Genomic DNA, 22,959 nt, shown 5'->3' on the forward strand with positions numbered 1-22,959 from the left:
TATCTGAACACTTACTTTGTATTCCATCCCCCCATTTTCAAGTATTAATTTTTCGCTTATCTAATTTCTTCTCCTTCGGATTTGCATTCGACAGAAGCCTTACATCCATAATTTAAATTAATATTCAAATGAAAATTTTAAAACACATAGCCATTTTAGTGCTGTCCATTTCTCTGTTCTCATGCTCCTCAGATGATAATACCTCCACTCAGATTCCAATTGATGAAATCACCGGGCTGCAAAAAATTCAGGAAATATCCAATGACAATCATACTATAGAGCTTTATTCTCAAAGCGGTATTTTACTCCAGGGTTACAATCATATCACACTTAGAATTAAGGACAAAAAGACGAACAGCTATATTCAGGATGCCAAAATAAACTGGACACCTCTTATGCATATGGTTACAATGAAGCATTCTTGCCCAAAATCCGAAGTAATGAAAACTTCTGGCAAACAAACATTATATGAAGGTGACATTATCTTTCAAATGGCTCAAAATGATACTGAATACTGGGATCTTACAATTACATATACTGTAAATACCTTTTCTTACACAGCTGCTGATACTATTAAAGTTCTGGTATCTGCAAAAAAAACTGTAAGTACTTTTACAGGTACTGATGGCATTCGTTATTTGGTTGCCTATGTCGCTCCCCAAAATCCTAAAGTAGCCACGAACGCTATTAGCGTTGGTGTTTATAAAATGCAGGATATGATGACGTTTCCTGTCGTGAATAATTTCAAAATAAAAATGGATCCAAGAATGCCCAGCATGGGTAATCACGGTTCGCCTAATAATACCGATTTAACACAATCTACAACCGATGGCTTTTACAACGGAAAACTTTCTTTGACAATGACTGGCTATTGGAAAATTAATCTTCAACTTTTAAATGCTTCAGATAATGTACTTAAAGGAGAGCCTGTAACGACAGAAAATCCTGCAAGCAGTCTTTTCTTAGAAATCGAATTCTAAATATTGAATACTAACAAGAAAGAGATGGTTTTGACTGGCTCTTTCTTACAATTATCTTATGATGAAAAATATAACCGTAGTCCTTTTAGCTATCTTTTCGACAGCTTGCTGGGCACAGGAAAAAAAGAATGATAGTCTTGCAGCTGAAAATCTCCATGAAATTATAGTTATAGGAAGAAAAACACCTTTACATCTTAAACAGCCCAAATCGTTAACGTCTGTAGAAGATTATCTGATGGGTTCTTCAAAAATGAATATGATTAAAAGAGGTGCATATGCATGGGAACCTACGATTAACAATATGTCAACCGAGCGTACTGTAATTACCATTGATGGTATGCGGATTTTTGGTGCCTGTACCGATAAAATGGATCCCGTGACTTCTTATGTCGAGATTTCAAATTTATCTGAGGCAACAGTTGCCTCAGGTCAGCAGGCCAGCTGTCATGGCGCTACGATTGGAGGTTCGATAGATCTAAAACGAAATCAATATAAACACAGAAAAAACGGCTGGAATGGCAGTTTATCTTCTGGTTATGAAAGCAATAACCAGCAAAAGATTATTGGTGCCGCTTTAGGTTATACTGACAGTACCTTTTTTGCGTATGTTGATTTTATGCATCGTGATGCCGAAAACTACAAAGCGGGAAACGAAAAAGAAATTAATTTTTCTCAATTTACCAAGTACAATATTTCGGCAAATGCTGGCTATTTTATCGATAAGAAGAATGTACTCGAAACTTCGATTATTTATGATAAAGCTGTGAATGTTGGCTATCCGGCGCTTCCAATGGATGTTTTATTGGCAGAAGCTAAAATCATTTCATTGAGTTACAAGTACATTCCAGATTCTGCTGTTATTTCTGGTTGGGAAACAAAAGGATATTTTAATACCATGACCCATAAAATGGATGATACTAAAAGACCAGCAATTTCTATTCATATGGATATGCCGGGCTGGTCTGACACCTATGGTTTTTATTCTAAAATAAAAGGAAAACACGAAAATCATGAATTTCTAGCCGATTTGAATTCTTTTTATAATAAGGCTGTAGCCGAGATGACAATGTATCCTGTTGATCCAACTGAAAATCTGATGTTTATGTACACCTGGCCTGATGTTCGAACGCTATATAACGGATTATCATTAGAAGATATTATTACAATCTCACCCGAAACCATTCTTAGAATCAGCATTAATCTAGGTTTTCATTCTAATACAGTAGCCAATGATTTTGGACTACAAAGCCTTCGTATTTTTTATCCTGAAATGGATGCCACAAAAAACCGATCCTTAAAAAGCCTCTCCGGAAATTATACCAAAAATACTGGTAAGTTTGAATTTGGATTTGGTTTGGCTTATGCCGAAAGAGCACCTTCTGTTTCTGAAGGCTATGGCTTTTATCTGTATAACAGCAATGATTTTTACGATTATATAGGAAATCCAAATTTAAAAAATGAAAAAGCAGTAGAAGGAAACTTTTTTTTTGGTTATAAAAATGGCAGGCTAACGTCTAAAATTACGGCTTCGTATTTCTATATCTCAGATTATATCATCGGAAAAATTGACCCAGGCACGCTGCCTATGACGATTGGAGCATCGGGTATAAAAATCTACGACGATATTAATTATGCTATAATTTTTAATACTGATTTTAATCTTGAATACTCCTTTTTGCAAAACTGGAATTTAAAAACACAGATCGCCTACAGTCTGGGGAAAGATGATCAGGAAAACAACCTTCCATTTATAAGTCCGCTCCGATATAATGCCGGAATAGAGTTTAAAAAAGAAAAAATCAATGCGGGAATATTTGCCTCTGGAAATCTTGCACAAAATGACTTCGCAAAAGTATACGGGCAAACCAAAACACCCGATTACCTGATATTTAATATCAATGCAGGTTATAGCTTTAATTGGAATCAAAGCAAAATAAAAGCGCAAACAGGTATTGAAAATATTTTTGATAAATATTACGCTACTTTTTCAGACTGGAACAAAATACCACGAATGGGACGCAATGCTTTTATAAATCTTACTTATAGTTTTCACTAAGATTTGAAGCAAAATTAATCCGCCTTTATGATTAGAATCATAAACCAAAAAAAACGTTAGCCATACTTTTACAGTATTAAATTTCAATAACATTTAAAAACCAAAAACAATGAAAAAGTCTTTCAAGATTACCCTCGTAGCAGCCTTTGCAATTTTCAGTTTATTCTCATGCGGAAAAAAAGATTCAAAAGACATAGAAACAGTTGCAACACCCACAACTGAAGAAACTTACGAAGAAAATCCGATCGAAACCCCAGTCGCTACAAATGATCTTCAGATTGAGAGCAATGATCAAATGCAATATTCTGTAACTGAATTAAGAGCTCCCGCAGGAAAAATTACCCTTACACTAAAACATGTCGGCAAGATGGAAAAAATCGCAATGGGACATAATTTAGTAATTCTAAAACCTGGAACTGATATTTCTGATTTTGCACTTAAAGCTGTAGAGGCTAAAGACACAGATTACATACCAGCATCTGAAAAAGCAAAAGTAATTGCCCATACAAAAATAATTGGCGGCGGCGAAAGTGATGTTATCGAGTTTACAATAGACGAACCAGGAACTTACGATTTTATCTGTTCTTTCCCTGGACATGTATCGATGATGAAAGGAAAATTAATTGTAGAATAAAGCATTTTTTTAATAAAAAAACTAAAATCATTATAATGAGCAAGGAAAAAAAACTGTGGATAGGTTTTGCACTTGTGATGAGTATCTCTTTTTCTGTCTTAGGATATTACGGATACGAGATCTATCAGGAAGCACCTCCTATTCCAACCGAAATAGTCGGGCCAAACAACAACGTAATCTTTACCGCTGAGGAAATTAAGGATGGGCAGAATGTATGGCAAAGTATGGGTGGACAGGAAGTTGGTACTATTTGGGGACATGGTGCTTATGTAGCGCCAGACTGGACTGCAGACTGGCTGCATAGAGAAGCCGTGTTTATTTTGGATAAATTATCCGAGAAGGAATATGCAAAAACTTTTGCAGAACTGACAGAAGAGCAGCAGGCCACAATGAAAATCAGGCTACAAAATGATGTTCGCAAAAACACCTACGACAGTAGTACTGGCATCATAACCATTTCTCAAAACAGGATTGAAGCCATAGCCTATTTGAGTAAGTATTATGAAGGGTTGTTTATGGATGATCCCAAATTTGAGACACTACGCCATAATTATGCGATTCCAAAAATGTCTATAAAAGATCCGGAAAGAATGCATAAAATGAACGCTTTTTTCTTTTGGGCAACCTGGGCAACTGTAACAGAAAGACCAAATCAGAAAATTTCATACACACACAACTGGCCATCTGATGAATTAGTTGGAAATGTGGCTACCAAAGATCTTCTTGTATGGTCAGGAGTTAGTATCATACTGCTGTTATTTTGCATCGGTGTTCTAATTTTTTATCATGTGCGATCAGGCGAAGATGAGCATTTCGAAATACCAGTTCAGGATCCACTATTAAAACAAGGAATGACACCTTCGATGTTTCGAATAAAAAAATATCTTTGGGTCGTAAGTCTTTTAATTGTATTGCAAGTTGTAATGGGGGTCATTACTGCACACTACGGCGTAGAAGGAAACGGATTCTTTGGTATTCCTCTGGATCAGATTCTGCCTTACGCAGTAACAAGAACCTGGCATACTCAACTGGCTATATTCTGGATAGCAACCGCTTGGCTTGCAACTGGATTATACATTGCACCGGCTGTTGCAGGGAAAGACCCAAAATTTCAAACATTTGGTGTTGATTTTTTATTCTATGCTTTAATTCTAATTGTATTAGGCTCAATGGCCGGACAATGGTTTGGGGTAATGCAGAAACTTAATTTGGTAGAAAACTTCTGGTTTGGTCATCAAGGTTACGAATATGTAGATTTAGGTCGATTCTGGCAAATATTCCTTCTTGTAGGATTGTTTCTTTGGCTGGCATTAATGGTTCGTCCTTTACTTCCGGTACTGAAGAAAAAAACAGGCGAAAGAAATCTTATCATAATGTTCCTAATCTCATGTACCGCTATTGCTACTTTCTATGCAGCTGGCCTAATGTGGGGAAGACAGACCAATCTGGCAATTGCTGAATATTGGAGATGGTGGGTTGTGCATCTATGGGTAGAAGGCTTTTTTGAAGTGTTTGCTACTGTAGTAATTGCTTTCTTATTTGTTCGTTTAGGTCTGTTAAAAACAAAAACAGCAACGCTGAATGTTATTTTCTCTACTATCATTTTTATGTCTGGAGGAATTTTAGGAACATTTCATCATCTTTATTTCTCAGGAACGCCAACTGCTGTGATGGCTCTTGGGGCAACCTTTAGCGCTTTGGAGATTGTGCCTCTGGTTTTAATTGGGTATGAAGCCTACCATAACTACAAACTTTCAAAATCAACACAATGGATCAAGGATTATAAATGGCCTATCTATTTTATGATTGCTGTTGCTTTCTGGAATTTCTTAGGAGCCGGAGTATTTGGTTTTATCATTAATCCGCCTATTGCTTTATATTACGTTCAGGGCTTAAACACAACGCCTTTGCATGGACATACTGCCTTATTTGGAGTCTATGGAATGCTCGGAATTGGTTTGATGCTATTTGTGCTCCGCAGTTTGTACAGACATGAGATATGGAATGAAAAAGCAATGAAATTCATATTCTGGTCTACCAATATTGGATTGCTGGCTATGGCTTTATTGAGTCTTCTTCCTGTTGGAATTTGGCAAGCTATAGAAAGTATCGAGCACGGAATGTGGTATGCACGTTCGGCCGAACTAATGCAGCAGCCAGCGATGGTAACCTTGAAATGGCTTAGGGCTATCGGCGATACTATTTTCGGATTTGGAGTATTGGCATTGTGCTGGTTTGTCTTTGACCTTACCCTTAGAAAAAAAAGTTAGTAAACTAAAATAGAAACATCTGGGAGAATATACTCCCAGATGTTCTTTCAATCAAAGCCTTGAGCAACTTGTTTTGTACTTAAAATAAAAAATGATCTTTGGCGAACATTTAAGGAGTGATGTTCAAAAAAAACTCGGTATTATTAGTGCTTTAGATGTTTGAAAATTCAAAAAATACCGAACCTCTAAAAATGTTGCACATCAAGAATATGAATTCATATTTTAAAGGTAGCTTGATATTGGTTGACATAAGTCATTATTTAATTTATTAAAACGGGCCCCTACTACCGTTTTCATTGTGGCTACAGAAGTCGGAATCGTGTGCGAGTCTTTAAAAGCAGTATTTTATAAAAAGCTGATTCCGACTCCTTTCCACAAAGACTGATACGTAGTAAATACATCTTTATTAAAACAAATACAGGGAAAACTTATTTATATTTTAAAAGATACATAATAAGTGAAGCTTAAAATGCTCAAATCCATAAAAAATGCATAAACTTTCTTAAACCAAATAACATGCCTAAAACTGATATTCTAATAGTAGGTTCTGGTATTTCAGGTCTATTTTTTGCCATTAAAACGGCAAGAAAACGCCCCGATTTATCTATTTGTATCATGACAAAAGAAAAAGCTAACAACACCAATACGCAACTTGCGCAAGGAGGAATAGCTGTAGTCACCAATCAATTGAAGGATAGTTTTGAACAGCATATAAAAGATACGCTGAAATCTGGCGCTGGACTTTGTGATGAAGAAATTGTTAAAATGGTTATTCAACAAGCTCCCGAAAGATTAGAAGAACTAATAGAACTTGGTGCCACATTTGATAAAAATCAGGAAGGCCAATGGGATTTAGGTCTAGAAGGTGGCCATTCACAACATCGAATTCTACATCATAAAGACAGTTCAGGATTAGAAATTGAAAAAAAGCTCCTTTCAATTATCACTCAAACAGCAAATATTGAACTTTTAGAAAATCATCAGGTCATAGAATTAAATACTGAAACAAAACGCAATGAAGTGAATTGCACCGGTGCTTTCTTTTATCATAAGAACAATAACGCAATAAAATATATACGTACCAGAGCTATTGTACTTAGCACAGGCGGCTGCGGACAACTCTTTGAAAACACAACCAATCCTGCGATTGCTACTGGTGACGGAATTGCAATGGCGGCTCGTGCAGGAGTCGAAATCGAAGATATGCAATATATGCAATTTCACCCTACAGCATTAGCTTCCGGGAATAAAAATCCCCTATTCTTAATTTCAGAAGCTGTAAGAGGTTTTGGAGCCTATATTGTAAACGACGAACACAAAAGATTTCTTTTTAAATACGATTTAAGAGGTGAACTAGCTACCCGAGATATTGTTTCCCGTGCTATTAGTATCGAAATGCTCGAAACTCAAAAAAAACATGTATATCTGGATTGTAGACATTTAGATCAAGCTGATTTTTTTAAACATTTTCCTTCTATTTCCGCCCATTGCAATGAAATAGGTTTATATCCGGAAAAAGATCTGGTTCCAATTGTTCCTGCGGCTCATTACCAATGTGGTGGTATTAAAGTAGACCGCAACGGTGTCACTACAATCAAAAATTTATATGCCATTGGTGAATGTGCCAGAACAGGATTACATGGGAAAAATCGATTGGCTTCTAATTCACTTCTTGAAGCTTTGGTTTTTGCTCATCAGGCATCCAACAACATTGATAAAACTATTGCAGCATTTATTTTTTCTTCAAAAATCCTTCTTCCCAAATTTCCAAATGCAAATATTAAAAATGACTACGGCCCATTCCTAATTTTAAAAGAAGAACTGCAGAAACTTATAACTTCTTTTTATGCCAGCAATGACCGCGATTCGCATTTGGCAATGCTAAAAATAAAAATGCTAAAAAACGAAGCAGAAAATCTTATAGATAGAAATGAAATTACAATTCCATTTATTGAGTTTTCCAATATGCTAACAACGGCCTTAATTATTATTAAACAATGCCAACCTGAAAAAACTCATTCATGCTAATTAATAACCTTAAGTCTTTATAACTTCCTATGAAAACAACAAACAAAACCACAATTGGCGAAATCGTAGCTTATGATTTTAGAGCGGCAGCAATTTTTTCAAAATATAACATTGATTTTTGTTGCAAAGGCCATCGTACCTTAAAAGAAGTGTGCAAAAAACGAGGCATTGCGGAGTCTCTTCTAATTGACGAGCTTGATTGTGCAAAAAATAATTTGGCCAACCAATCTTTTGATTATAAATCATGGTCAGTGGATCTTTTGGCAGACTATATAGAAAAAACACATCATAGATATGTAGCTGAAAAAACACCCGTCTTGCGTAAATCATTAAATGAATTATGTACTCTTCATGGTGAAGCAAATCCTGAACTCTTTGAAATTAATACTCTATTTACTGAATCTATTTTAGATCTCTCTGCCAATATGAGAAAAGAAGAGCAGATTCTTTTTCCTTTTATAAAAAAAATAAAAGAGGCGCACACAAAAGGATTATTTTTAGAGATAGCACACTTTGGGACTCTTGAAAATCAAATAATTTTAAACAAAGAAGAACATGATACAGTAGGACAACGCTTTAAAAAAATTGCTGCATTAACTAGAAATTATACCGCTGCAGAAGATACCTGTAATACTTACAAAGTAATTTTGGCAATGCTTAAAGAATTTGAACGTGACCTGCACAAGCATATTCATTTAGAGAATAATATTTTATTTCCAAAAGCCGTATCACTTGAAAAAAGCTTAGATAAAGTTCTTTAAATTATTAATTTATCGCACAATCGTTGCACATGCTATTCTGAAAAATATTACCCTCTAAATCAATTACTAAAGCTGTAGGTTAAAATTCGCATCTCTCATATTAAAGATTAGATACGAATTCCATCAATCCCCAACGGGACATCCAAACCAAATTCATAAAGCCAATGAAAGACAGCCTCTACTTCCAGTAAGCCAATCTCTTCAAATCCTCCATAAAATGGTGCGTGATTTGTCCTTTTGGGGTCACAAAGCCAAATGGCGCCAATTGAAGACAATTTGACGCCATTTTTTATTTGTTTGAAATGATTCGCTTTCTTGGCGTTAAAAACCAGCCACTCTTTTTTCTCTTTTATGTTTCGCTTTCATAATTGCAAAAGCCCCGAGAACAATTAGAAGCATTGGAATTGCAGCTATGTTTACTCCTTTCCATCCCCACCTGCTCAGAAGGTCTCCTGCTGAAAGACTCGAAATGCTCATGATAATGTAAACAAAAAAATCATGAAAAGCCTGGACTTTTTCTTTTTCATCTTCTCGATATACCTTTGACAATAAAGTTGAGCCGCCTACAAACATAAAGTTCCAGCCTATTCCAAGAAAGATAAGACCGGACACAAAATGAAGAAAATCAGTGCCTGTCAGAACCAGATATAAATGCAAAAACAGTATGCCTACACCAGACAGAATTATTCTGCCCGTGCCAAATTTCTCAATCAAAGTGCCGGTAAAAAAAAAGGCACATACATTCCAAGCACATGCCACTGTATCACAACAGACGAATCATCGCCGGAATAGCCGCAGTGGTGCATTGCCAAAGGTGTTGCGGTCATAATCATTATCATCACGGAATATCCTACTGCCGAGGATAATAAAGCCAAAATGGTTTTATTCTGTCCCATAATTTCCCCCAGCGGTGTTGATTGCTTAAACTGAAAATCCTTCTGCTGCGCCGTTATACGTTTTTTCTCTTTTAGACCAAAAATAACCAGAAAAGAAATGATACTCAAAAAAGAGATGGATAAAAAGGAATAGGCAAATGAAACCGCGCCAATATTCTGGGTAGATCTGACTAAGGCCGGTCCCGCAATTGCGGCCACAACTCCGCCTCCGATCACAAATGATATTGCTTTTCCTTTGATCTTCTGAGGAACCGAATCGGCGGCGGCAAAACGATAATATTGTGTAAAAGCCTGGCAGACTCCTATAAGGGTGTTTCCTAAAACAAATAGAACAAATGAGTTTTTTAAAATAGCGTAAAATGAAAGCATTCCCGCAAGCACGCCGATGATTGTCCCAATAAGAAATGCTTTTCTCTGGCCCATCTTTTTAATAATAAGAGAAGCGAGAATCATCATAAGAACGGTTCCAACTGAAATCATAGCAATGGGCAGCGTAGCCAGACTTTTCTCTGGCGCAATCTCTAAACCGACAAGACCAGATAAAGCCATAACCAATATAGAGCCCGTCTGAAAAAGAGCTTGGGCAGATGAAAACAATAAAACTGTACTCCATCTTTTTTTTATTTTATTCCTCATACTTTTTTTTAAAATTAAATGACAGTTCCGCAAAAAGCGATTCCCCGCGATCATTGTTGTACCAGTTTTGCAGAGCAGCCTTTCCAGTTTCAAAACTGGCATTCTCAGCTTTCATCTTTTCCATAGGTTGGGATATATCTGGCGAAATTGTAGAAAAAACGGTTGGTGCCGATGGTTTTGAAGTAGGCGAAGCGGTTTTTGCACTTTCACCAAATGCCCGTGGCTATGCCGAATATGTAGCGGTGAAAGTCGATTTTTTAGCTAAAAATATTAGGAGAAAGCAAAAATAAGCAAAACGGTTAAGACCGTTCATATACAGTGGTTTATAAAACGTGAGGCAAAATTTGGAAGTAGGTGTCCGACAAGTTTTGGACTTAAAATGACAAGGTTAGGTTACTAAATCGTTCAGGCAAATCGGTTTCTTACACCAATGCCGCCCCAACAGAGTTTATCGAAAAACTAAAGCAGTTTGGCGTTCCCGAATTTGCCATTTTACTAACCGCCGGTTTTGCCGAAGATCAGAAAAACCACCAGTTTGAAGAGGTAACAAACGATCTGGAAAACCTTTTGGGAAGAAAACCTTTGGCATTGAAAGAAGCATTAAAAGAAATCTATGAGTTGTAACAGCCCATACGACCTCATTAATGGTAAAATCTTACACCACCACACTCAGAATTTGCCGGGTGTGGTGGTGTATTTTAGACTGTTTTTTTTGTTAGTTTTGCATATATAATTCATCTGACAGATTGATTAAGAATATCCAATATTTCTTCCCAGGTCAGATGCACATAAAAACGATGCAAGATTTTGAGTACATAAAAATTGTTCCTGACAAACGGCTCTCCGGTTTTGTGGAGAGTTTCCTGCTATGCGCCAATCATACCGATGAAGATAAAGAAGTCATTATTTTTCCCGATGGAAGAGTGGACATTATGTTTAGCTGTACAGATCAGGAACCATTGGTAGCCGAATTATTTAATCTGGATAAAAAAGCAAGGCGGTATATTTTCAAAAAGCAAACAAAGCTTTTTATGGTATGTCTTACCTTGCTCGGTGCCGAATACCGGCTCGGATACAACGGGACAGATTTTGGAAAAGATGAGATTCGGCTTCCCGCAGGTTTTTGGGATATTTCTAAAGAAGACCTTACAAGCTTAGATAGCTTTGCAGAAAAGGTTTCGGAAAAACTTTTGGAAATATTCCCGAAAAAGATGGATGAAAGAAAGCAACAGCTTTTTGAGCTTATCTATTCGTCAGGTGGTAAGGCGTTATCAAGTACCCTCCTTACAGCAAGAAAAAACTCAAATGGCTAAAATCGCTTTTGGAACGAATTTTTTAATGACACAACCAAAGAACACTCCGTAAAAAATCAATTTAATTTTGACGATGGACATTACAAACCTTCCCGAAGATCTATGGGAACATAACGAAACTCATACTTCGGATTTGCAAATTTTCAATTACGAAGTGTATAAGAACGGTTCTAGAAACAGGATTGGCCTGAATAAAAATGTATTCAGTTTCTTATTGGATGGTCAAAAAAACATTCACTTTTCTAATGATATCATTTCAATCAATGAAACACAATCGCTACTTATCACATCTAATAATGTTTTGGTTACCGAACTGGTAGGTGTAAGCTCATACCGTTGTTTACTCTTCTTCTTTTCTCACAAAAACATCACCGATTTTTTATTGAAACATTCCCATTCTTTCAGTCAGAATGCCTCAGATAAAAAGATAACGGATATACCTTATTTCCTCTTAGAGAAAGACAATTTTATCATCCATTATATTCATTCGCTCCAACAGATTTTTGGTTTGCAACAATCTATCTCTCAAAAGATTTTGGAACTGAAATTTGAAGAAATAATGCTTTATCTGGCTGATAAATATGGGACGGTATTTTTAGATTACTTACATTATTTACTAATCAATGAAAGAGAATTATCATTTAAAATGGTAATTGAAAAGAACCTTTATACGAACTTGAATATTGACGAAATAGCCTTTCTGTGCAATATGAGTGCCTCTACTTTTAAGAGAAAATTTATAAGTATATACCAGAAATCTCCAGGGAAATGGTTTCAGAAAAAACGGCTTAACAAGGCCAAAGAATTGTTACATAATAACCAAGTCACACCTTCCGAAATTTTTATGGACTTTGGCTATGGCAGCTTGTCAAATTTTAGTGCAGCCTTTAAAAATGAATTTGGGTATAGCCCCAACCACATCCACTCTAATTGACCTCTTTTCATAACTTATTGAACCAAACTAATAAACGAAGCAGCACTGGTTTTTTCTAATTTTGTCTGATTAAAGAATTGTTTAACTAAAAAATAAAAACAATGAAAAAATTAGGATTGTTAGTTCGGTTGGAAGCAAAGGCCGGCCAAGAAAAAAACGTTGAAGATTTTATTACAGGAGCATTACCGCTTGCTCTTGAAGAAGCCGGTACCGTTACGTGGTATGCATTCCGTATTGATGCTTCTACCTTCGGTATTTACGATACTTTTTCAAACGAAGAAGGCAGAGAGGCACACCTTGGCGGTAAGATCGCAAAAGCATTAATGGAAAATGCACCAGACCTATTGGCAACACCTCCGTCTATTGAAAAATTGGACATTTTAGCTGCCAAATAGCCTAAGATAATACCATTATATTTAAGGGAGGATTTTTCAAAAACTCAGCAAAATTCTCCCTTAATTGTTCAAAAAAATATCTTCTCTTCCTCATTTTTTAGATATTTAAAAAATCAACCCAAAAAAGCTTACGTCCTTTGCATTATCAAATTTAAAGAGATGCAAAAGGTAAAAGAAACCACGGATAAACACCTTGTCCTCGTTGCCGACAGCGATGGGATCAATACCGTTTTCCTGATGCTGGTGGAGCGGCTCAAAGATGACCGTTTGTATGGGGAGCATTTAACGCTGCTCTATGTTTCCGACAATTATGGGTTTGTCTTCAAAGAAGAACTGGATATCCTGACCAAACGTTTTCCAACTCGTTTTTTGACCTGCTACGAAAGTTCCCACCGACAGGAAACACTGGACCCTATTATCAATACCAACACCAAAAAACAAATGGAATTCCATCTTGATCTGGCAGAGGAAGAAAGATAGAGTATATGTTCCGAACTCCACTTTCTCGGCATTGACAACCGCAACATTCATATCATTACCCATCAATTATATCAAAATCATTAAAAAAAATAAAAATGAAAGCAAGATAAAGCAAGATTAGGTTATATCTCCTTGATCGTAGGTTCTATACTGACATTAGGTTCATGTAAGAACAAAGAAGGAGACACAAAAGAGGAAACGAGCCCCTTTTCGGTAGTTGCCCAGAAAATAGAGGAAAATTCATATGCCTCCAATATCTCTGTAAGCGGTAACATCGAAGGAAACAAGACGGTACGACTGGGCTTTATGGTTGCCGGGAAGATTGACAGGATCAACGTGAACGAAGGACAGAACGTCGGACAGGGACAACTCATCGCAACACTCGATCCTTCCAACTACAGCATTGCCAAAGAGATTACCGATGTACAGGTGAACCAGGCAAGCGATGAGTACAGCAGGCTTAAACTCATGCACGACCGAAACAGCCTTAGCGAAAGCGATTTTAAAAAAATCGACTTTACCCTGCAAGGTGTAAAACTCAGTGATATTGACCACCTGATTACAATTTAAAGTGACCACCTTGTTTTGGTTTAAAGTGACCATCTAATTCCGGTGCAAAGTGAGCACCTCGATTTATTTCAAAAAACTACTTTTTTTCGTGTGTTAGTTATTATTTCAAAGATAGATAAATAATTATCCTTTGTTTATGCTTTTTTTCTTCCTCATTGATTCCCCATGCAGTTCAACTCTATGTGATTGATGTATTAGTCTGTCTAAGATTGCATCTGCTATAGTTTTCTCGCCAATTATATCATACCATCCCTGAACCGGGATTTGCGAGGTTACGATAATTGAGCCGTTGTTATGTCTGTCCTCAATGATCTCTAAAAGTGCAATTCTGTTGTGACTGTCAAGAGACTGCAGGCCAAAGTCATCGAGTATGATAACATCCTGTCTTTGTATTTTCGTGAGTTCTCTTAGATAAGTGCCGTCTGCTTTTGCCATTTTGAGCTTTGCAAACAATTTTGCGGAGTTAAAATAACTTACCTTATAACCTTCTATGCAGGCCTGATAGCCAAGTGCTGGTCCTAAAAAGCTTTTGCCGACACCCGTGCTTCCTGTAATTAAGATATTCTCATTCTTTTCTACAAAACTGCACTCTGCAAGCCGGAGTATAAGATTTCTGTCGATGTTTCGGGACTGGTCAAAATTGATGCTTTCAATATTTGATTTGTAGTGGAATCGTGCATTGGCAATACTCCGTTCTATACGTCTGTTGTGTCTTTCATCCCATTCGGCATCTATTATCATTGATATAAACTGATCAAGGGTATAATGATCAGTTTTGCCACTTTCGATAGCTGTCATGAAGGCATTGTGCATTCCATGAAGCTCATCTGCTTCATTTTTGTTACGGTAGATTCATTCATTGTATATTGATTTTAGTTATAATAATTTTTTCCTCTAATATTATTGTGTTCGGGAAGATCCTGTTCCTGTTCCATTTCGTGTTCAATAGATATTTTATCCAGACTGTTATCTAAGATGTTCTGTATAGTTTTAAAATTATAAATCTTAAAGTCCAGAGCGCGTTTACAGGCATTTACTAATCTTTCTGTACCTACTTTCTTTTCAAAAGATAATATCCCTAAACAGCTTTTATAGGCCTGCTCCGGGTGGTTTCTGCTTTCGATTATCTGCATAATGTATTCTCCTACTGCCGGATCAATACTGTTGGCCCAATCAATAAATCTTAGGGCATTCCATTGGGATACAAATTGATGTGTGCTTGCCAGATGTTCAGGATTTGTAGAGTAGATGTAAGGCTTGGGATTTCTGATGTGAGTAGCTATACGATTGTATTTGAAGTAGATTTCAACTGTAGAGTTTGTGTAGAGTAGTTTTACTTTTTTCTTTAAATATTGATAAGGTACACTGTAATAATTCTTATCCTGGCTTAGTTGAACATGTCCATTCTGCATAACTGTTGCTAGAGACTGGTATTTAATCTCAAAGCGTTCCAGAGGAAGCGGTTGCAGTTCATGTCTTTCATCTTCAATAAAGAGTTCAAAACGAGAGTAAGGTCTTCCGGTAAGTTTCTTATTGTTATGAGCATCCAGAAGAGTCCATATCTCCTGATTTAGTTCGTCTATACTGAAGTATTTAGTGTCTTTTAAGTTTGCATAAATTCTTCTGTAAAGTATTTTAACCGCACCTTCGACCAAAGATTTATCTCTTGGTCTATATGCTCTTGCTGGGAGAATAGTAGTCTCATAATGTTCTGCTAAATCTGCCAGAGTTTCATTAATGGTAGGTTCGAAGCGGCTGGTTCGGATTACAGCAGATTTTAAATTGTCTGGTACTATTGCAGCAGGTGTTCCTTCAAAAAAACGCATTGCATTCTCTACCGAAGCTACAAAATCTTCCTTTTGCTGACTCATGGAAGCTTCTGCATAAGTATATTGGCTTGCTCCGAGTATAGCTACAAAAAACTGCACTTCTCTGATCTCTGATGTGCTTTTGTCTAAAATTGAGAGTGTCTTTCCAGCATAATCTACATACATTTTATCACCAGCCTTGTGGTTCATATGCATCACAGGATTTACTTTATTACCCCAGTCCCTGTAACGGTTTCTGAATTGGGTAATTCTCAAGCCATCGGGATTTAAAGCGATATATCTCTCCCACATGATTTGTATGGTAATGCCGGTTTTTTTTAATTCCCGTTCCATCTGTGGAAAATAAGCATAGAGATCCTCGATTCTTGAGGAAAGAACTTCTGCGGGGCCTGGGGAAAACAGTTCATCTAATTCAGTATCGGTTTTCTTGTTGACAGACTCAAGGCTTAATCCAAGCACTTCAAATAAAGAGATGTATTTTTTTACTGTGTTTCCGGAAAGCGATAAATACTTGCTTATAAACAGCTTGTTTTTGCCGTTACAATGTAATTTAATAACTTTTCTAATTTTATTCATGTCTAGTTTGTTATTTGCCATAGCCTGTAGTTTTTATACAGATCCATGGTTTAACAACATGAAAAAGAAGTAGTTTTTAGTGGTCAATTTGAACCGAAACTATGTGGTCAGTTTAAATTGAAAAGTGGTGGTCACTTTATGCTGAAAAAGCGTGGTCAATTTGACCGTTTTTTCCAAATTATCTAAATACTACTGCGCAGGGAGATTCAGCCTTTGCCCAAAGCCTTGCCAAAGAAACCAAAAACATCGAGAGCTGTTTTAATTACATTTTTGGCGAGGTCAAAAAAACAGGATTTTGCGCCTTTGACAATCAGGAAATTTTTGACATGGCTCTCAAATATTATAACGATGACAGTATCGGCACGCCTGCACCAATCAACTGCGGAGTGGTAGTAAATCAGCCTGTAAAGGCTGATTTATTCAATTCTGCCCCTGATGTAACTCCACAGGTCGCAAGACCCGAAACTGTAGTCATACAAACTGCGAAACCTGCACAGAAAACCTTAACACTTTTTGACTTATGAAACCACATACCGCCATAGAGAAACAAATAGTTGCATTAAGCGAATCCCTTGCACCCATTCCCCCCGAAATGCACACTTGGGCAGAAAAGACCATTTTTCTGAAATGGGGTGTTTTATCACGTGGGAAATTTCACTGTCTGGACTGCGGGCATGCTTGGAAACCCGAATCCGAGAAGCAGTCTGCGAAATTTACCGCTTGCTCTGCCTGTAAAGGAAAACTTAAAATACACGGTTGCAATCAGGTGCATTTCAAGGAAATAGAATACAGCGCAGTAGTAACTTGTCTTTCGGATTTTCAGATAGTGCGCATTGTCTGTTCGACCAAACAGATGAAGAAGAACTGTCTGCCTGCCTATTCCCATACCGAAGTAATGCAGCATTGGATAAACCCGAAAGGCGAAGTGCGTACCCTCTCACGCAGTACAAATGTTTTTTCGCACGCATACGATGCATGGCAGTACTATTCGCCCCTTGAAATCCGCCCAAAGGATTTTCAGAAATCTCTCAAGTACCGAATCAGTCCCTACAGGGTTTATCCACGCTTGAAAGTACTCCCTGTCTTAAAACGAAATGGCTTTAAGACAGCTTTTTATGACATAGCACCTCAAATACTACTTTCATCATTATTGAAAGATTCAATTGCCGAAACCCTGATCAAATCAGGGCAGGTTTCATGGCTCCGATATTACCTGCAGTCTGCCGATCAGCACATCATGCGCAATTGGGAAGCGGTAAAAATCTGCCTTAAAAAAAACTATATTGTTTCGGATTTTGGAATTTGGGAAGATTACATGGAGCTTTTGCGTTGGTTTAAAAAAGACCTTAACTCTGCCCTGTACGTTTGCCCCGAAAATCTAAATTTTGAGCATGATAAACTCGTTCAGAGAAAACAGCAGTTGCAGAGAATAAAATACCTTAAGAAAATGCGCCTTGAAATTCTAGAGGCGCAAGGTCTGTATGCTGAGCAGAAAAAACAGTTTTTCGGGCTTTGCTTCACGCAGGCAGGAATCACTATTTCGGTATTGGAGAAAATCAGCGAATTTTTGGAAGAAGGCGACAGCTTAAAACACTGTGTGTTTACCAACGGGTATTATCATAAAAAGGATTCCCTTATTTTATCGGCTAAATCCTGTAATCAATCTGTAGAAACTATCGAATTATCACTGAGCCGAATGGAAATCATCCAATGCAGAGGGCTTAAAAACAAGCCGTCCATACATCATAAACAAATCCTGAATCTGATCAGTAAAAACTTATATCAGATTAGGGAGCGCATGAAAAAAAGAAAAATGCCCGCTGTAAACTAAAGCCGATTAAATTATCGGCTTTTTTTTGTGATGAAATAAAGCCCAAAAGCCCGCCTGCTTGACAGCCGGCGGGCTCGGTTTGTAAATACACTTGGAAGTTGGATGGTGTCTACAAGATTTTCCTGATTAATAAATGATGTAATATACTCTTGGACTTCATTGCGTTTCTCCGTGGCAGTTTCAAAGGTGTTGATATGAAACTCCTCGTCTTGGTCCAAAATATGGATTATCTCGGTGTATCCTTTTGAAATCAGGCTGCCTTTGAGTTTAAGGATGGTGTGCTGCTGGTGGGCATCCAAATCTTTTCTCACCTTCAGTTGTATTGCTGTTTCCATTGTGAAAGATTGGTTTAATTAAATTTATGTCATATCAAATATACGCTAAATTTTGGAATGCCTGAAAAGAAGAATGTATTGAAAATTTTACAGTATCTTAAAATAAAAATTATAAGTCAAGATCGATTCTATTCTCATATTTCCCATGTTCCCTTAATGCCAGATCCATTATGCGCAGGCTTTCCTGGAACTGCGGTTCTTTAAATCGAAATGAAGGTCCTGAAACACAAAGAACCGCAATGGGCCTGTTGTTATAGAATATCGGGATTGCAACACAATTAAGATCGGGGTCATAGGCTTCAATATCCAGGGCATAGCCTCTGCTGCGGATATTTATAATTTCCTTTTCCATTATGGCAAAATCTCCCTTTTCATAATCTTTACTGAGGCTTACTTGTAAATGTTCCGAATAAGCCAGGAAACACTTGCCTATGGCAGTCGTTGTCATTTCGTAATCCTTTCCCATGTTAAGGGTGATTTTCACTGCCCTGTTGGGTTCGCATTTAAGTTCATGCCTGTAATAGGATCCCATCTGTACGGCAAGATAGGAAGACTCATTTGTTAGACTTGATATTTTCTCTAAGAGCGGGCGAAGTTCCTGTTTGAGCTCATTTCGCGAAAATGAGGGAGCATACAGGCATTCTATCTTTGAACTTATTTTATATCTGGGGCTGATATCATCCTGTTCTAAATACCCTAACTCTTTAAGACTGTCCAAAAAACCATGGGCAGTATTCTTCTTTAGGGCTAATGCCTGTGCGACATCATTCAGCCTTACAAAATTCCCGTTTGACGCTATATATTCTAAAATCTGAAACGTTTTTTTTACCGATTGGTTCATAAGTTCGCGTATAACGAACAAATGTACATTTTATCCTTTATACTTCATTAAAAGTTCGAAAAATAAATATATTTGAACCATATTCCATTTTTTTATGGAAGACATTAATATACGTTCTGAAATATTACAGCGGAACTACAAAAACACTACATATGAATAATCCGATTACAAATGTACTGGTTACCGGTGCAAGCAATGGTATAGGTCTTGCTCTTACCAAAAAATTATTACAGGAAGGTGCAGCAGTGATTGCTGTTACTCGTTCAGGGGAAATTACCGATTTTTCGCATCCAAAGCTGACTGTCATTAAAGCTGATATCAGTTCTGAACAAAGCATTAAAAAAGCGGCAGAAAAGGTTAAAGAACTTGGGATCAAATTGGACTGTGTGGTAAACAATGCAGGAGTTGGCCTGGATTTAGGAGATGAAATTCCTACTGAGGAACTAATGAATGCAACATTTGCTACAAATACAACCGGAACTGTGCTGTTTACTGAAGCATTTATAGAGTTTATACAAGATGGCGGCCAGATTGTATTTTTATCAACAGCAATGGCACTTCTTCGTAATCTGGCTCCAAATGCTCCTGCTTACCGAATGTCCAAAGCTGCAATAAACATTTATGCAGTTATGTTAAGCCAAAGGCTTGCAGATAAAAATATACGTGTTACCCCGCTGCATCCAGGATGGGTACAAACCAGAATGGGGGGCGATACAGCTCCGGTAACTCTTGAGAAATCGGTAAATGGCATCTACAAAGCAATTACTGAAAACACCCAGACAGGAAAATTCTGGAATATTGAATTGGACGCGGTTGAAGAATTTTAAGGGCTGATCAGAATAGATTCCTTTTATAAAATAGGATATTTTCCATATCTCAATTTTAACAAATGAAATTAAAACCTGAAATAATTCTGTTTCGGGTTTTAATTTTTATGCCTGTCTGCGCAAAGCCAGTGTTTTAAATATTCTTAATGTAGTTTAAGATAAATTCTTAAACTGGATCATTCCTGTAAAAATCAGAAAAGCGTACTTTTGTCCTTTGCTTTTTTTAATTGAATTAGCAATGCTTCATTAGTATGGCCAAACCTAATTTTTAAAAAGTAACAATTTGATTTACCCCCTTGAGGGTTGCCAGTTCAATAACACAAAAATATCATATGGATTTAATGCGGTTAGAAATTAAGAAAAATATTCAAAAATTGGAAGATACAAATTTGTCATTCCGGGTTTTTGACTTGACCCAAGCCAATATTGAACAATATCTGCAGCCCCATAAAAAGGATCATTTCTGTATTATTTTAGTCGAATCCGGAGATATCAGCATACATATTGAAGACAAAATTTATGCATTAAACTCGGGGAAAATCTCAATTGCATTTCCTGAACAGATACACTTTCTTTCCAATTACAGCAATGATATTACAGGTAAGATCATTTTGTTTGAAGAAGTATTATTTTGTTCGGACATACTTAAAAATGAACTAAGCGCTTACAACGTTAACCTATCGGCACACCTTAACTGCACTGCACTTTCAAAGCCCGAATTCGAACAGGTGCTTCCCATTGTTCAGAACATCCACGATATATATAATATTCCAAGCCTTGTCAGGAAAGAACAGGCACGTTTTTACATTAAAATTTTCCTTCTGGGTCTTATTGAATCCGTTCATGGCCAGCACCCTGTACTCAATCAGGAGTCTGCTTTGACAAACCAGCATCTTTATATCGCTTTCAAAAAATTACTGAACCAGAAGTATAAAACCCAGCGCACCGTTCAGTATTATGCACTGGAGCTTGCAGTCAGCGCCAAAAAACTCAATGCAATAACCAAAAAGCACTGCGGTGAAACTGCCATAAACGCCATCCATAACAGAATTCTTACTGAAATCAAAAGACAGTTACTATTTTCTCACCTCTCACACAAAGAAATTGCATTTGACCTGGGATTCAGCTCCCCCTCTGCCCTAAATAAATTTGTAAAGGCAAAACTAAAAGAAACTCCAACAGATCTTCAAAACGAACTGGCGCAAATTTATACCGCATAGTCCTGTTTGTATAACATCCATCCTTTTCTCCTGTCCTATCTTTGCATCAGTAAATACTACTGTTTCAAAGATGTACAAATTCTTATTGCCTTACAGGCACTGCAGCTTAATTATTTTCTTTAATTCTACTGATCAGGAATTAAAATTATAATTCAAACCTGCCTGTAAAACTGGCAGTATCCATAATCAGAAAATCGCACTAGTATCATTCATCTAACCTTTCCAAAGGGTAAGCTATTTGAATGATAGCAGGCATTTATACGCTTATTTTTAAATAATAAAATATGAATTTCAATAGTTTGATAAAAGAAAACCTGCACAAAATTTTAGAGGAAAACTTAAAATTAGCAGACCAGCTCGACCCTCAGCAGATTGATGCATTGGTGAGCAATATTAAATCAGCCAACCGAATCTTTGTAATGGCAGCCGGCAGAAGCGGACTTGCCTTAAAAATGGCTGCAATGCGTTTTATGCACTTAGGCTATAGTGTATATGTAGTTGGTGAAACTGTTACCCCTGCTATCCTTGAAGGGGACCTGCTGCTTGTAGCATCAGGATCCGGTACGACTTCAACAGTTTTATCCGCGGTAGAAAAAGCAGTAAAACAAAAAGCCGGCGTTGTAGCCATTACCGCCGATGCAGACAGCACCCTGGCCAAATTAGCAACAAATATTCTGCTGATTAATGCTGCCACAAAAACAGATTTTGGCGTATCGGTTTCTAACCAGTATGCAGGAAGCCTTTTTGAACAATTTACATTATTTATACTCGAAAGCGTTTTTATGACCCTTTGGCAGGAATCTGGTTTAACCAAAGAAGACCTGTGGCCGAAACACGCTAACCTTGAATAACTTTTTTTTACAATTAATTTTTTTAAACATTTTTAGACATGACAAAATTACAAGTCGCAATTGATTTACTTACTACAGAAGCAGCATTAGAACTAGCAGCAAAAGTAGCACCTTACGTAGATATTATCGAATTGGGTACTCCCCTTATTAAAGCTGAAGGCCTTAGTGTTGTAACAGCGATGAAAGCAGCATTTCCGGACAAATTGGTTTTTGCTGACATGAAAACTGCCGATACCGGTGCATTGGAAGCAGAAATGGCATTCAAAGCTGGGGCTGACCTTGTAACAGTTATGGGGGCTGTCGATGATGCAACCATCAAAGGAGCTGTAGAAGCAGCAAAAAAATACGGCAGAAAAGTAGTCGTTGATACGATCGGGGTTAAAGGCAGAGTGCAGAGAGCAAAAGAAGTTACTGCTTTTGGAGTAGCTTTTGTTGAATTACACGCAGGTCTTGACGAGCAGGCACTGCCTGGGTACTCTGTACAAACACTGATCAGTGAAGGAAGAGAAGCAAAAGTTCCATTTTCTGTTGCTGGTGGTGTAAACATCGATACAATAAAAGATGTTGTAGCCGCAGGTGCAGATGTAGCTGTAGCAGGTGGTGCAATTTATGGCGCTAAAGACCCGGCTGCTGCCGCAAAAGCATTAAAAGATGCTATAAACAGTGTAACTGTATAATACTTTATCCTTTAAGGCT

22 protein-coding genes and 2 pseudogenes are annotated in these 22,959 nt (G+C 37.2%); 18 read left to right on the forward strand and 6 right to left on the reverse strand.

All coding sequences use genetic code 11. The features are described 5' to 3' along the window. Positions 1-128 precede the first annotated feature (128 nt). The 6 genes from P0R33_RS01045 to ric all read left to right on the forward strand — a co-directional run bounded on the left by P0R33_RS01045 (position 129) and on the right by ric (position 8,729). Positions 129-980 carry a FixH family protein gene (locus P0R33_RS01045; protein WP_056205597.1) on the forward strand — a complete coding sequence of 284 codons (852 nt, stop codon included), beginning with the start codon at positions 129-131 and terminating at the stop codon, positions 978-980. Between the two features lie 61 nt (positions 981-1,041). Continuing rightward, complete coding sequence (locus P0R33_RS01050) at positions 1,042-3,036, forward strand: TonB-dependent receptor (RefSeq protein WP_179006624.1); 1,995 nt, start codon at positions 1,042-1,044, stop codon at positions 3,034-3,036. A 109-nt stretch (positions 3,037-3,145) separates the two neighbouring features. Then, positions 3,146-3,670 carry an azurin gene (azu, locus tag P0R33_RS01055; RefSeq protein WP_179006579.1) on the forward strand — a complete coding sequence of 175 codons (525 nt, stop codon included), beginning with the start codon at positions 3,146-3,148 and terminating at the stop codon, positions 3,668-3,670. A gap of 35 nt (positions 3,671-3,705) precedes the next feature. After that, complete coding sequence (locus P0R33_RS01060) at positions 3,706-5,940, forward strand: nitric-oxide reductase large subunit (protein WP_179006578.1); 2,235 nt, start codon at positions 3,706-3,708, stop codon at positions 5,938-5,940. A 516-nt stretch (positions 5,941-6,456) separates the two neighbouring features. Continuing rightward, a complete protein-coding gene (gene nadB, locus P0R33_RS01065) occupies positions 6,457-7,968 on the forward strand; it encodes an L-aspartate oxidase (RefSeq protein WP_179006576.1) in 1,512 nt (503 codons plus the stop codon). A 29-nt stretch (positions 7,969-7,997) separates the two neighbouring features. Continuing rightward, entirely contained in the window at positions 7,998-8,729 is a 732-nt protein-coding gene (ric, locus tag P0R33_RS01070) for an iron-sulfur cluster repair di-iron protein (RefSeq protein ID WP_179006573.1), read from the forward strand. A 321-nt stretch (positions 8,730-9,050) separates the two neighbouring features. Here ric and P0R33_RS01075 read toward each other — a convergent pair whose 3' ends face one another. Then, positions 9,051-9,443, reverse strand: coding sequence for an MFS transporter (locus tag P0R33_RS01075; protein WP_255596546.1), 393 nt, complete (start codon positions 9,441-9,443; stop codon positions 9,051-9,053). Continuing rightward, positions 9,440-10,174, reverse strand: a complete 735-nt coding sequence (locus P0R33_RS01080) for an MFS transporter (RefSeq protein WP_346429613.1) — start codon at positions 10,172-10,174, stop codon at positions 9,440-9,442. Before P0R33_RS01080 ends, P0R33_RS01075 begins: the two co-directional genes overlap by 4 nt. A 38-nt stretch (positions 10,175-10,212) precedes the next feature. Here P0R33_RS01080 and P0R33_RS01085 point away from each other — a divergent pair, with 38 nt between their 5' ends. The 6 genes from P0R33_RS01085 (at position 10,213) to P0R33_RS01110 (ending at position 13,953) form a co-directional block, all read left to right on the forward strand. Beyond that, positions 10,213-10,551, forward strand: coding sequence for a hypothetical protein (locus P0R33_RS01085; protein ID WP_276173703.1), 339 nt, complete (start codon positions 10,213-10,215; stop codon positions 10,549-10,551). A 507-nt stretch (positions 10,552-11,058) separates the two neighbouring features. After that, positions 11,059-11,574 carry a hypothetical protein gene (locus P0R33_RS01090; RefSeq protein WP_139261751.1) on the forward strand — a complete coding sequence of 172 codons (516 nt, stop codon included), beginning with the start codon at positions 11,059-11,061 and terminating at the stop codon, positions 11,572-11,574. A 73-nt stretch (positions 11,575-11,647) separates the two neighbouring features. Then, on the forward strand, positions 11,648-12,508 hold the full coding sequence (locus P0R33_RS01095) for a helix-turn-helix domain-containing protein (RefSeq protein WP_223705962.1): 861 nt from the start codon (positions 11,648-11,650) through the stop codon (positions 12,506-12,508). Positions 12,509-12,609: 101 nt separating this feature from the next. Next, on the forward strand, positions 12,610-12,903 hold the full coding sequence (locus P0R33_RS01100; protein ID WP_047096321.1) for an antibiotic biosynthesis monooxygenase: 294 nt from the start codon (positions 12,610-12,612) through the stop codon (positions 12,901-12,903). A gap of 159 nt (positions 12,904-13,062) precedes the next feature. Next, a complete protein-coding gene (locus P0R33_RS01105) occupies positions 13,063-13,383 on the forward strand; it encodes a hypothetical protein (protein WP_179003776.1) in 321 nt (106 codons plus the stop codon). Between the two features lie 132 nt (positions 13,384-13,515). After that, entirely contained in the window at positions 13,516-13,953 is a 438-nt protein-coding gene (locus tag P0R33_RS01110) for a biotin/lipoyl-binding protein (protein ID WP_218651408.1), read from the forward strand. 123 nt (positions 13,954-14,076) lie between these two features. Here P0R33_RS01110 and istB read toward each other — a convergent pair whose 3' ends face one another. Together istB and istA are read right to left on the reverse strand one after the other, a co-directional pair. Beyond that, the gene (gene istB / locus P0R33_RS01115) at positions 14,077-14,751 is read right to left on the reverse strand and encodes an IS21-like element helper ATPase IstB (RefSeq protein ID WP_256871094.1); all 675 of its coding nucleotides are present in this window, start codon (positions 14,749-14,751) and stop codon (positions 14,077-14,079) included. Positions 14,752-14,825: 74 nt separating this feature from the next. Next, positions 14,826-16,379: an IS21 family transposase gene (gene istA, locus P0R33_RS01120; RefSeq protein WP_179003775.1), complete on the reverse strand. Its 1,554-nt coding sequence runs from the start codon at positions 16,377-16,379 to the stop codon at positions 14,826-14,828. A gap of 167 nt (positions 16,380-16,546) precedes the next feature. On the opposite strand from istA, the pseudogene P0R33_RS01125 reads away from it, so the two are divergent. Both P0R33_RS01125 and P0R33_RS01130 read left to right on the forward strand, forming a co-directional pair. Beyond that, a pseudogene (locus tag P0R33_RS01125) lies at positions 16,547-16,882 on the forward strand (Cas9 inhibitor AcrIIA9 family protein); the annotation flags it as partial. Beyond that, complete coding sequence (locus tag P0R33_RS01130) at positions 16,879-18,189, forward strand: PcfJ domain-containing protein (protein WP_179003774.1); 1,311 nt, start codon at positions 16,879-16,881, stop codon at positions 18,187-18,189. The pseudogene P0R33_RS01125 and the gene P0R33_RS01130, both read left to right, overlap by 4 nt. Positions 18,190-18,290: 101 nt before the next feature. On the opposite strand, the pseudogene P0R33_RS01135 reads toward P0R33_RS01130, so the two are convergent. Together P0R33_RS01135 and P0R33_RS01140 are read right to left on the reverse strand one after the other, a co-directional pair. Continuing rightward, positions 18,291-18,524, reverse strand: a pseudogene (locus P0R33_RS01135) (hypothetical protein); the annotation flags it as partial. Positions 18,525-18,633: 109 nt separating this feature from the next. Continuing rightward, a complete protein-coding gene (locus P0R33_RS01140; protein ID WP_179003773.1) occupies positions 18,634-19,365 on the reverse strand; it encodes an IclR family transcriptional regulator in 732 nt (243 codons plus the stop codon). Between the two features lie 152 nt (positions 19,366-19,517). Between P0R33_RS01140 and P0R33_RS01145 the strand changes: the two genes are divergently transcribed. From P0R33_RS01145 to hxlA, 4 genes are all read left to right on the forward strand, one after another. Continuing rightward, a complete protein-coding gene (locus P0R33_RS01145; protein ID WP_179003772.1) occupies positions 19,518-20,192 on the forward strand; it encodes an SDR family NAD(P)-dependent oxidoreductase in 675 nt (224 codons plus the stop codon). Between the two features lie 374 nt (positions 20,193-20,566). Beyond that, positions 20,567-21,412, forward strand: coding sequence for a helix-turn-helix domain-containing protein (locus P0R33_RS01150; protein WP_276173706.1), 846 nt, complete (start codon positions 20,567-20,569; stop codon positions 21,410-21,412). Positions 21,413-21,696: 284 nt separating this feature from the next. Then, entirely contained in the window at positions 21,697-22,263 is a 567-nt protein-coding gene (gene hxlB / locus P0R33_RS01155; RefSeq protein WP_179003770.1) for a 6-phospho-3-hexuloisomerase, read from the forward strand. 38 nt (positions 22,264-22,301) lie between these two features. Continuing rightward, a complete protein-coding gene (gene hxlA, locus P0R33_RS01160; RefSeq protein ID WP_179003769.1) occupies positions 22,302-22,940 on the forward strand; it encodes a 3-hexulose-6-phosphate synthase in 639 nt (212 codons plus the stop codon). Positions 22,941-22,959: the final 19 nt, after the last annotated feature.

Origin of the sequence: Flavobacterium sp. YJ01, assembly GCF_029320955.1 — a bacterium.
Taxonomy (GTDB): domain Bacteria; phylum Bacteroidota; class Bacteroidia; order Flavobacteriales; family Flavobacteriaceae; genus Flavobacterium.

Coding starts and splice junctions, on each gene's coding strand:
- P0R33_RS01045 (WP_056205597.1), top strand. CDS start 129: ATGAAAATTTTAAAACACATAGCCATTTTAGTGCTGTCCATTTCTCTG.
- P0R33_RS01050 (WP_179006624.1), top strand. CDS start 1,042: ATGAAAAATATAACCGTAGTCCTTTTAGCTATCTTTTCGACAGCTTGC.
- azu (WP_179006579.1), top strand. CDS start 3,146: ATGAAAAAGTCTTTCAAGATTACCCTCGTAGCAGCCTTTGCAATTTTC.
- P0R33_RS01060 (WP_179006578.1), top strand. CDS start 3,706: ATGAGCAAGGAAAAAAAACTGTGGATAGGTTTTGCACTTGTGATGAGT.
- nadB (WP_179006576.1), top strand. CDS start 6,457: ATGCCTAAAACTGATATTCTAATAGTAGGTTCTGGTATTTCAGGTCTA.
- ric (WP_179006573.1), top strand. CDS start 7,998: ATGAAAACAACAAACAAAACCACAATTGGCGAAATCGTAGCTTATGAT.
- P0R33_RS01080 (WP_346429613.1), bottom strand. CDS start 10,174: ATGGCTTTATCTGGTCTTGTCGGTTTAGAGATTGCGCCAGAGAAAAGT.
- P0R33_RS01085 (WP_276173703.1), top strand. CDS start 10,213: ATGAAAACAATAAAACTGTACTCCATCTTTTTTTTATTTTATTCCTCA.
- P0R33_RS01090 (WP_139261751.1), top strand. CDS start 11,059: ATGCAAGATTTTGAGTACATAAAAATTGTTCCTGACAAACGGCTCTCC.
- P0R33_RS01095 (WP_223705962.1), top strand. CDS start 11,648: ATGGACATTACAAACCTTCCCGAAGATCTATGGGAACATAACGAAACT.
- P0R33_RS01100 (WP_047096321.1), top strand. CDS start 12,610: ATGAAAAAATTAGGATTGTTAGTTCGGTTGGAAGCAAAGGCCGGCCAA.
- P0R33_RS01105 (WP_179003776.1), top strand. CDS start 13,063: ATGCAAAAGGTAAAAGAAACCACGGATAAACACCTTGTCCTCGTTGCC.
- istB (WP_256871094.1), bottom strand. CDS start 14,751: ATGACAGCTATCGAAAGTGGCAAAACTGATCATTATACCCTTGATCAG.
- istA (WP_179003775.1), bottom strand. CDS start 16,379: ATGGCAAATAACAAACTAGACATGAATAAAATTAGAAAAGTTATTAAA.
- P0R33_RS01130 (WP_179003774.1), top strand. CDS start 16,879: ATGAAACCACATACCGCCATAGAGAAACAAATAGTTGCATTAAGCGAA.
- P0R33_RS01140 (WP_179003773.1), bottom strand. CDS start 19,365: ATGAACCAATCGGTAAAAAAAACGTTTCAGATTTTAGAATATATAGCG.
- P0R33_RS01145 (WP_179003772.1), top strand. CDS start 19,518: ATGAATAATCCGATTACAAATGTACTGGTTACCGGTGCAAGCAATGGT.
- hxlB (WP_179003770.1), top strand. CDS start 21,697: ATGAATTTCAATAGTTTGATAAAAGAAAACCTGCACAAAATTTTAGAG.
- hxlA (WP_179003769.1), top strand. CDS start 22,302: ATGACAAAATTACAAGTCGCAATTGATTTACTTACTACAGAAGCAGCA.